This window comes from Ureibacillus manganicus DSM 26584 (genome assembly GCF_000772945.1).
Taxonomy (GTDB): Bacteria; Bacillota; Bacilli; order Bacillales_A; family Planococcaceae; genus Ureibacillus; species Ureibacillus manganicus.
The window spans coordinates 1-9943 of sequence record NZ_JPVN01000048.1 but is presented as its reverse complement, the minus strand read 5'-3'; the positions used below and the strand labels follow the sequence as shown (position 1 = coordinate 9943).

General features: G+C 32.4%; 11 protein-coding genes. 10 read left to right on the top strand and 1 reads right to left on the bottom strand.

The features are described from left to right. Together CD29_RS20620 and CD29_RS18925 are read left to right on the top strand one after the other, a co-directional pair. Positions 1-187, top strand: a 187-nt coding sequence (locus tag CD29_RS20620) for a hypothetical protein (RefSeq protein ID WP_211277469.1), incomplete at its 5' end; no start/stop codon positions are given. An 80-nt stretch (positions 188-267) separates the two neighbouring features. Next, positions 268-1533 (top strand): MFS transporter, encoded by a 1266-nt coding sequence (locus CD29_RS18925; protein WP_036190510.1) that lies wholly within the window; start codon positions 268-270, stop codon positions 1531-1533. A 145-nt stretch (positions 1534-1678) separates the two neighbouring features. On the opposite strand, the gene CD29_RS18920 is transcribed toward CD29_RS18925, so the two are convergent. Then, positions 1679-2326 carry a TetR/AcrR family transcriptional regulator gene (locus CD29_RS18920; protein ID WP_036190507.1) on the bottom strand — a complete coding sequence of 216 codons (648 nt, stop codon included), beginning with the start codon at positions 2324-2326 and terminating at the stop codon, positions 1679-1681. Between the two features lie 199 nt (positions 2327-2525). Here CD29_RS18920 and CD29_RS18915 point away from each other — a divergent pair, with 199 nt between their 5' ends. The 8 genes from CD29_RS18915 (at position 2526) to CD29_RS18880 (ending at position 9714) form a co-directional block, all read left to right on the top strand. Next, complete coding sequence (locus CD29_RS18915) at positions 2526-3260, top strand: glucose 1-dehydrogenase (protein WP_036190504.1); 735 nt, start codon at positions 2526-2528, stop codon at positions 3258-3260. A gap of 1156 nt (positions 3261-4416) precedes the next feature. After that, the gene (locus tag CD29_RS18910; protein WP_036190501.1) at positions 4417-4701 is read left to right on the top strand and encodes a hypothetical protein; all 285 of its coding nucleotides are present in this window, start codon (positions 4417-4419) and stop codon (positions 4699-4701) included. Between the two features lie 365 nt (positions 4702-5066). Beyond that, on the top strand, positions 5067-6224 hold the full coding sequence (locus CD29_RS18905; RefSeq protein ID WP_036190499.1) for an ATP-binding protein: 1158 nt from the start codon (positions 5067-5069) through the stop codon (positions 6222-6224). Positions 6225-6228: 4 nt separating this feature from the next. Further along, entirely contained in the window at positions 6229-6882 is a 654-nt protein-coding gene (locus CD29_RS18900) for a tetratricopeptide repeat protein (protein WP_036190496.1), read from the top strand. After that, positions 6882-7136: a hypothetical protein gene (locus CD29_RS18895; protein ID WP_036190493.1), complete on the top strand. Its 255-nt coding sequence runs from the start codon at positions 6882-6884 to the stop codon at positions 7134-7136. Before CD29_RS18900 ends, CD29_RS18895 begins: the two co-directional genes overlap by 1 nt. Before the next feature lie 2 nt (positions 7137-7138). Beyond that, positions 7139-7930, top strand: a complete 792-nt coding sequence (locus CD29_RS18890) for a M48 family metallopeptidase (protein ID WP_036190490.1) — start codon at positions 7139-7141, stop codon at positions 7928-7930. Between the two features lies 1 nt (position 7931). Next, a complete protein-coding gene (locus CD29_RS18885) occupies positions 7932-8285 on the top strand; it encodes a hypothetical protein (protein WP_036190487.1) in 354 nt (117 codons plus the stop codon). A 16-nt stretch (positions 8286-8301) separates the two neighbouring features. Further along, complete coding sequence (locus CD29_RS18880) at positions 8302-9714, top strand: SH3 domain-containing protein (RefSeq protein ID WP_036190484.1); 1413 nt, start codon at positions 8302-8304, stop codon at positions 9712-9714. Positions 9715-9943: the final 229 nt, after the last annotated feature.

The window sequence follows — 9943 nt, the reverse complement described above, 5'->3', positions numbered from 1 at the left end:
GTGGTGTGAGAGGTCGACTAGCCAAATAATGGCTAGTCTCCTACTCGATATATGCCGAGTATTAAATACTAAAATTGATGAGGAGCTATTGAAACGGGATATACGTGGGAATACGAATTTACTTATGGATTGTAATGTTTTTGTAATGTTAACGCTTTCATTTTTATTCGGATGTAATGCAAAATAACCTATAGTCTAATTGAGGTTGAAATAGTTATATTCATATTATTAAACATTACTATAAATATAAATTAGGAGGGAAATAAAATGGCAGTTGTTCCAAAACAAGAGCTTTCAACAGTTACAGAGAAAAAAGAGTTAATTCCATATTGGGTCAAAGTTGTAGCCGTTTTCTTTTTAGGCTGGATTGCAATTTATGCAACTCGTTCGGTTCTAAACCCAGTGATGAACAATATTCAATCAGAGTTTAGCTTATCTACTACACAGCTCGGTTTAATTAGTAGTATCTTCTTCCTTGGGTATGCAGCGTTAAACGTACCGTCAGGAATTATGGGGGACAAGATCGGTAAGAAAAAGGTACTTGTACCAGGGTTCATTCTATTTGGTATTTTAGCAGCAGTTACAGGGATGATGCCATCATTTACACTGTTCATGATTGCATGGTTATTCGTTGGAATTTTCCAAGGATTCTATTACGGACCACAATATGGACTGTCGACGGAGGCAATTCCAAAGAAACATATTACTGTAGGTAGTGCGATTATTAATAGCGGTATGGCATTTGGGATATCCATTGGTTACTTCATTTCGAGTTATACAGTTGGTACGCTTGGCATGAGTTGGAGAGCTCCATTTTACATTATCGCAATCCCAGTTGTTCTGATTGGTTTAGCGATGTGGTGGATTATTAAAGATAGACCAAAAGGAAAAGCTCAGGATGGTTCTGAAGCCGCACCTCAAGAAAAGCTTAAGGTGAAAGATTTATTTAGTAAAAATTTAATATGTGCTTACATTACGATTTTCTGTGCGATTTATGCGTTCTTCGTAGTAGTGACTTGGATTCCATATTATTTACAACATGCACGTGGAATCGATGGAACAGAAGTAGCTGTAGTATCTTCGTTAGTTCCTTGGGCAGCAATTCCTGGTTCGATTCTTTTCAGCTGGATTGCCGACAGAATGGGAACTCGTCGACCTGTATTACTCGTAATGATGCCACTTTCAATTATTGCGATTGTATCTATTGTAGCTTTCGATAATATGTGGGTACTATATGCAGCATTAATCGGATATGGTATTTTCGGTAAGATTAGTACAAACCCAGTATTAGTGGCAGTTGTTGCAGATAACGCACCAAAACAATCATTAGGTACGGCATTTGGTTTTTATAACTTCATCGGTATGTGTGGATCGATTATTGCACCATACTTAACTGGTTGGCTGACAGATGTTACAGGTTCGTTAAACGCAGGATTCTACTTCGCTGGAGCATTACTTGTAATTGGTACAATTTCAGTCCTATTCATTCGTGAAGATAACCGACCAAACGTAGAAGGTGAGCTTAGTCATTAATTGAAAAAAGGGGCAGAGGATTTCCTAGTCCTTTGAACCACAAAAACTACACCCCGATTGTTAGAAACAACTAGCAATTGGGTGTAGTTTTTTAATGGGTGATTTTGTAAGAACTATTTTTACACTAAAGCACCTTCAATGCTTGTTAAGCCTTAATATGTGATAGGAAGAGTTCTTTCATTATCTCTAATTGTCGCTTCGGGTTTACTTCTAAATCGTAATAGTTAACTGATTTCATAAGTGCTAACTTTCGAGAGAATAAACCAAAACTATTTATGAAGGAAATCATGGTTTCCTTAATATTTATCCCTTTACGAATTGATCCATCAACTTCTCCTTCTTGCATGATTTTCAACAACAAGACATAGATTTCCTCTCTAACTTCGTCATAGATAACGATATCTTCCAAGCTTTGCGTAGATATAGCTACATAATTTTCGAACGCATCAATAAACTTCGTAGAGTTTTTGGAGGGGTGGGTAATACTCTCCATTAGATAATCGAATATCTTACTAAACTTTTCATACGCATTGTGTGGCTCATTCGCAATTCGTTGAAATTGGAAAAGTTCTTCTTCCATAATTGATGTTGCAACCGCGACAATCAATTTCTCCTTTTTTGAAAAGTATCGAAATAAAGTAGCGACCCCAATTCCTTCTTCATCAGCAACCGCTTGCATTTTGACATTTTCCAATCCAAAACTTGCAAATAATCGTTCAGCTGTTTTGATAATACTTTGATAACGTTTGTTTCTATTTTTTTCTCGTAATCCTGTTTTGTCGGAAGCGTTCATAACAATCTCCTTCGTTTACATCTATTTCTAGCTATCATGGATATATATGTTTTGCAATTATATCAAATTTCGATTACAATTTGAGTAATGATAGATGGTCTATCATTACTTTATCTAGATGAAGTGCGGTTTCATAGTAATAAAACATTTATGGGAATGAAGAATAGAAAGCATTCCCCAATAGGATGGAGGAATTGTTATGGGTCGATTAGAGAATAAAGTTGCAGTGATTACAGGTGGGGCACAAGGTATGGGAGCGTCTCATGTAAGACTTTTTGTAAATGAAGGTGCAAAAGTAGTCTTCACGGATATCAATGAAGAAGGTGGAAATGCTTTAGCGAATGAGTTAGGAGCAAACGTTAGATTTGTGAAGCAAGATGTAACGAATGCAGATGACTGGGCTAAAGTTATAACTGAGGCAGAAGAAGCCTTTGGACCAATTAACATATTAGTAAATAATGCGGGGATCAGCATGAGTGTGCCGCTAATGGAAATGACTGAACAACAATATCGAAAAATCGTTGATATTAACCAAGTATCTGTCTTCTTAGGCATAAAAGCGGTAGTTCCTTCCATGCAAAAAGCAGGAAGTGGTTCAATTATCAACATTTCATCCATAAATGGACTTGTTGGTGGTGCGATAGGGTACACAGACACAAAATTTGCTGTACGTGGAATCACAAAAGCGGCAGCACTTCAACTTGGTGGATTAGGAATTCGTGTTAACTCTGTTCACCCTGGTGTTATTGAAACGCCAATGGTTACACAAGGTGATGCAGTAGAACAAATAAAAGAGTTTGCAAAACACATTCCAGTTCAACGTATCGCAAAATCAGAAGAAGTATCGAATATGGTACTATTCCTTGCGTCAGATGAATCTAGCTATTCTACAGGCTCTGAATTTGTCATTGACGGTGGAATAACTGCAATGTAAAAGAGAGCTGTATCATATAGACACGTTCTTGTTAAACATAAGAGTTTTTGTATAATAAAGGAAGATAAAGCGTAATTTAAAAAGACTACTTGATGTTCCCGCATCAAGTAGTCAATCATAATAGTTAGTCCCTACAAGGGGATTGGCAAGATAGTATTAACCCATCCGTGCCTGCAAACTCAAGGATGGGTTATTTTTATTTACTGACGAAAGTATTGATACAATTAATGCTGCGAATGAAACTGCAAACTATTTATTAACAATGGAATGGGTACTTAGGAATACGGATGCTTACGACCTTGTAAAAAAAACAGCAAATTAGTATAATAAAGTCATAACACGAGTAAATTAAAAAAGACCAATTGATGGTCGCACATCAATCGGTCATAATATAATAGTCAGTCCCTTCAAAGGGGTTGGCTAACTAGAGTGTACAACCCGCCGGAGCCGTCAACTCAAAGGTGGGTTATTTTTTATGTTCAAAAGACAGAATCATTAGTACTAATGTAGTAAAAGCAATTGCTAGCATCAGTGCTTCGAATACTGTCATGGCCTCACCCCCAGTCAGAAAGAGGAGTGAGCCAACCACCCTTGAGTTACCAAACTATTACAACTAAATTATAGCACGTATGTTCGCATTAATAAATCCCAACTATACTACTAATTGTAAAATAGAGTAAGTTTACTATTTTCCTACACTTCATAGATTTAACCGAGAACAGTTTAGAAGCTCTAATACAACTTTTTGATCAATTAGCAATTTCGAGACATCAATTACAGATGGATTTAAGAAAAGGGCTCCACCATAAAAATGGCTAAATATCATATTGAAAAAAGCTAATTAATAACAGTGAATCCAGTTTATAAACTGGGTTCATTTTTATTTTAAAGCTTAACAGCACTGATTCCATGAAGTGTAATTTTATATTTTGCTTATAACCAATATGGATAAACTTGTTCTGTTCACTATATTAATGCTAAGTGTTAGATTTTTTACCAGGATACTTTTATATTATTACGTAGTAATATGTGTAAGTAAACTTTAAGTCAAACACGCAAGATGAAATTATTAAATTTATTATTTTATATCATAGTTTTGCAATATTTATAGACTTAAATTTATTACGAGTAACTATTACAACAGGAGTGAACTTCAATGAATTACGTTAAATTAAAGAATGGTGTAGGATTAACGAAGGAAATGAAAGTAGGATTTTCATGGACAACTTTTTTCTTTGGTGGATGGGTTGCATTATTTCGTGGACAATGGGGCGAATTAGTGAAATGGATCTTTTTGAATCCTATTACATTGGGGATATGGGGTCTTGTTCAATGTTGGACAGCTAATAAGAAACAGATTATCTCATTTCTTGAAAAAGGATACGAACCGATGACAGAAGGAGATCGACACATTTTAGTGGCAAGAGAAATTATCAGCTAAGGTTATATAATAATGCCTTTTTAAAATAGATTTAGCCTAAAAACACAAAAAATGAACTCAGTCATATTGTACTGGGTTCATTTTTTTGAGAATTCTGTTCGAAAAATATCTTTAGCCATTATTTCTACTAAAAATGACGCCAAATTTAGTAACCATCCCACTATTATTGTTTTAGTAAGAACATTATTAGTGGGATGGTTTATTTAATCATTATAATATTTTATCAATACATAAGAAGTAGAAATTCCTCATCAAAAAGTTACATTATCCAATTATTTGTATTATGATTTAACTAATTAAACAAAAATTAATGGATACTATAGAATTCAATATCCTTACTAAAGATTAAAAAGGGTGCTTATAAAATGTTTAGAAAGCGGAATGAAATTAACGAGATCATTTTGAAAAACATCAAAAAAAATATAGTAATAGGGAATGAAACTTGCCAAATTGTAATAGAAGGTACACCATTTAAAAAGATTGGTCATGAGGAAATTTTATTAGATGAAGTATTAATCTCTAACATGATAGATGAGATTACTAGTGCAATAAAAAGAAATGTCTCAAAGTACAATACTGTTCCAAAAAAAATAGTACTTTCAAAAAATGAACTAGAGTCTCTTGATGAAAAAAGTAATGATACTCAAAATGAGGAAACTAACAATATTTACGAACAAATGAATCCAAGATACGAGATTGAAGACGTTTATCTTCCAGAAAAATCAAAATCCCAGCTATTATCAATATTATCTCTTTCAAAGAACCGTAAGTTTCTTTTTGAAGATTGGGGATTGCAAGATACAATCAAAAAAGGAAGCGGAATTGTATTAAACTTTTTTGGGCCACCTGGTACCGGAAAAAGCATGCTTGCAGAAGCGATTGCAAAACAATTGAATAAGAAAATCTTTTTTGTTAACTATGCAGAGTTAGAATCGAAATTTGTAGGGGAAACACCTAAAAATATACGTAAAGCTTTTAATATGGCAAAAGAAAATGATGCTGTATTAGTTTTTGATGAAGCGGATTCCTTTCTAGGAAAAAGATTAACAAATGTAAGTCAATCAGCTGATTATGGAGTAAATATTACGAGAAGTGTCATGTTGATTGAAATTGAAAAATTCGAAGGAATTGTAATTTTCACAACGAATTTATTAGGAAATTATGACGATGCTTTTAGAAGAAGGATTCTTGCGAATATTGAATTTACATATCCGGATGAAAAAGGTAGAAATGCAATTTGGACTTCACATTTACCAAAAAAGTTACCATTACATAAAGAAATAACGATTCCTTTGTTAGCGAAAAGATATACACAAATATCTGGAGCAGATATAAAAGATGTTATTTTACAAGCAGCTATCCTTGCCTTAGAAAAAAATTCAAACAGTGTAACTTGGGAAGAATTTGATAATGCCTATCAGTTTATTCAAAAAAGATATCCTGAAAAAACTGAGGTAAAAATTAGTACAGAACAAATAACGAAAGAACAATATGAAAAAGAAATTGCAGAAATTAGAGGTTAATTAGATGGAAAAAGAATCAATTAATTTTTTGCAAAAATCTATAAAAACATATCAAGGTTTTAAAAACTCAATTACTAAAAGAATAATAGATTCCTCTGATGTTGTGTATGAAAACCAGTTTCTAGATGACGGTACGATTAAAGTTATGATAGATCAGTTAAAAAAGGACTATTCTTCTATTCAAAAAGAATTAGAAATATTATTTAGTGTGAATGATAGCGAATTATTCAATCAATATTTATATGAGCAACAAGAAGTCAAGTATTTAATAGCTTTTTATGCTTCAAATAATCCACAAAATATAGACTATTGTTTAGAACTAATAGACAATATTAATATAGACTTTAAAGACTGTTTATTGGCTATTAAAGACTTTGAGCAAAACAATTATAAATCTTCCTTTCTTCGTTTTTATAATTATTTTAGTCAAAATAGAAAACTACTTGAGCATTATATTATTAATAAATATTATGGTATTTTGCTATATAAAGAAATGCAGTACGACCAAGCAATTATCTTCCTACAAAAAGCAGTTGAGAAAAGACCAGAAGATAAAGACTTACATATAATTTTGAAAGAAATATATGAGAAAAAAGGATTGTTAATAGAAAGTGGGATAGAAGAAAGTATATTGACGATATTGTCAGGGGTGAAATAATGAGCCAAACTACATTTTTTTATAATGACAAAAATAGATTAACATCTATCCGTTCATCTACGTCACTTGGTAGTATCACCTTACCCTTTGACGGAAGAAATGGTGGAATTACGTTCAATAATGGGAATTTTTCTTCAAGATTTACTAGTAGTGGGTTTATTGGATCGAGTATAAAGACCGGAAATCATACAACTTATTTCGGGAAATATGGCCAAGTGAAAGATCGATTAACGCCATTTACTAGGAGAGATTAATAATGATTAGTAAAGATCTATTTGAACATCCTGAAATAGATACCGCATTAAAGGAATTTCTTGATTTATGCTTCTTCGAAAAGGAAATTATGCATTATTACGAAGAATTTGAAAAAAAGAAACAGATACCAGATTTACTAGGAAAGACAGTGAAGGTAACTGAACATCAAATTCCCTTTGTTTTTGAATTGGCACAAAAAATTGCAAAACAAATTGGAATGGAAGTTCCTTCTATTTATGTATATGAAGATTTTTATTATGGGATAGAGAGTAAAGGATTGTCTCCTTCATGGATAGAAATATCCGCCAAAACCGTAACTGATCTATCTGAAGATGAATTATACTTTTTGTTAGCTAGAGAAATGTGTTCTATAAAAATGAACTATATTTATTATCATATTTTAATTGATGAATCAGTAAAAGCAGTCCATTATCAGGCTTTCGATGTTAGTATCTTACAAGATTCATGGAAAATTATTATGCATCGTTGGAGCAGACTTGCAAATTACTCAGCTGATTGTTTTGCCTATGCGGTTTGTGGAAATATAGGATCAGCAATAAAAGCCATAAATAAATTAGTACTAAATAATACTTTTTTAGCAGAGCAACTATATATACCAGATTTTATAAAGCAGAGTGAACAAATTTCACTTTTAGATGATGAAGTATCCCTCATTTCAAAACAAGATGAAAGAGTGCCGTATGCTCCACTTCGTATCAAAAATTTAATCAGTTATGCAGCTTCAAAGAGGGGGATTGAAGCTGTTAAGTACTTTTTAATGGAGAGGGTTTAATATGTTAGGTTGGATAATAGTTGGATTACTAGTAGGGGCAGTAGTTGCAACAGGGGTTGTAGCATTTTGGGACGATATTCGAAGATGGTTGAATAATACTGCTGCAAATTTTGTTGAGAAGTATTTAGGATATGGGGCACGAAATAGAATGCATAGGGCAGTTACTAAAATAGATAAGGTCATGAATGTTATTAAAAATCAAACTGTCATTTATACAAAAAGAAATAGATTAGATACTATGTTTGATAAAGTAACAATGGAAGCTGAAGCAAATCCATATGAGATAGATAATGATGTATTACAACAAATAAATAAAGAAGGTAAGTTAGTTCAAGAATTTGAATATCGTCAGTAATAAGGTGTGAATAAACATGGCGTTTGGAACTCCCAATATAACAAGCGTGGAACAGGTAATAGATGAAAACCCAGATTTATATATTAAGCGTGCCGAGCAAGCAATTCAAGAAAAAGATATACAGAAAGCATTATTTGAGTGTGATTTAGCAATTCAATACAGTAACAACAAAAGCCATTATGTTTTTGAAAAGGCAAAAATATTAAATCATGTTGGACAATTCCAAGCATGTATCGATCTTATAAAAAACAATATATATAAATTTCATACTGAATCGAATCTTCAAAAATTAGGGCAAGTATATATTTATCTCTATTATAGTAATTTTAATCGAACATATAACGATTCATTTTCTTACAATGTTACAAATTATATAAAGGATAGTTATTTATCAAATGGATTTAATGTATATATAGATAAATATCATGGAGCATATGTTGGCGATTGGAAGAAAAATAAACGATCTGGACATGGTGTACAATTTTCAAATGGAACAATACAATATTCCGGTAGATGGGATAAAGATAAACCGTACAATTTATTAAGAATTGTCTTTAGAAGATCATTTAAACTAGCAGCAATAATCTTATTATTAGTTGCGGTTTATTATGGTTATTTTGGCGAACTGATTAAGTCGGAGGAATCCGAAACGAGTAATTTATATACGAATGATAACAATTATAGTCAATATATAGTTATTAATACTGATGGTGCTAACGTACGAGATTTACCAGATTTAAATTCGAATATCGTATCGCAAGTTTCACAGGACCAATTATTACTTTATTTAGAAGAACAGAAAACAGATAGTGAAAATAGATTATGGTATAAAGTAAGTGATGAACATGGCGTAGAAGGTTGGATTAGTAGTAAAATCGTTAACTTTATAGACAGTAATGCTAGTGAATATGAGATTGAATACGATAATAAATCTGAATACATGAATGAAATGAATATGCCTGAAGCTTTGAGTAACTTTCTAGTATTTGAACAACCAGCATTACAAAGTAACGCAACATTAGGGAAATTAAATGGCATAGATGCATATGTAGGAATGCCATACACTGAGGCAATGGCAAAATTTAATGTAGACGATTCCAATATTACTTATAATGGTGGGCATTATATAGATTTGAAAAATGGTTACTATTTAGGTATAGACAACGCAGAATATGATAAATATACAGATTCGTATAGCGTTCCTAATCCTGATGACATATACATAACTTCAGTTAATTATCTTTCTAATGGATTATCGATTACTAGAGAAGAAATTGTCGATTACTTTAATTTTATTACCAATGGTAGTTTGGATGTTGAGTATGGTTGGACGAAAGGTGTATTAATAGAAACGGAATTTGGAGAATATTATTTCTACCTAGAATTTCATGAAAATAATGAATGGTTCCAGATGGGTGTCTTTAATTAAATATGTAATGTTAGTATAAATTCACCAATACTAACCGCTATATTCTAAGTTGGCACTTTTTTCATAACAGTAAATATAATAACCCTTAATATAGACTACTTAACAGCAGCGCAATCGTAAGCTAAAATCAATTAAGTGAACAAACAGTAATATAAAAAATGCCCACCTCACAGGTGGGCATTTCAGACTGTAGACAAACTCGAAAATTTCGAGTTTGCCTGCAGTCTTT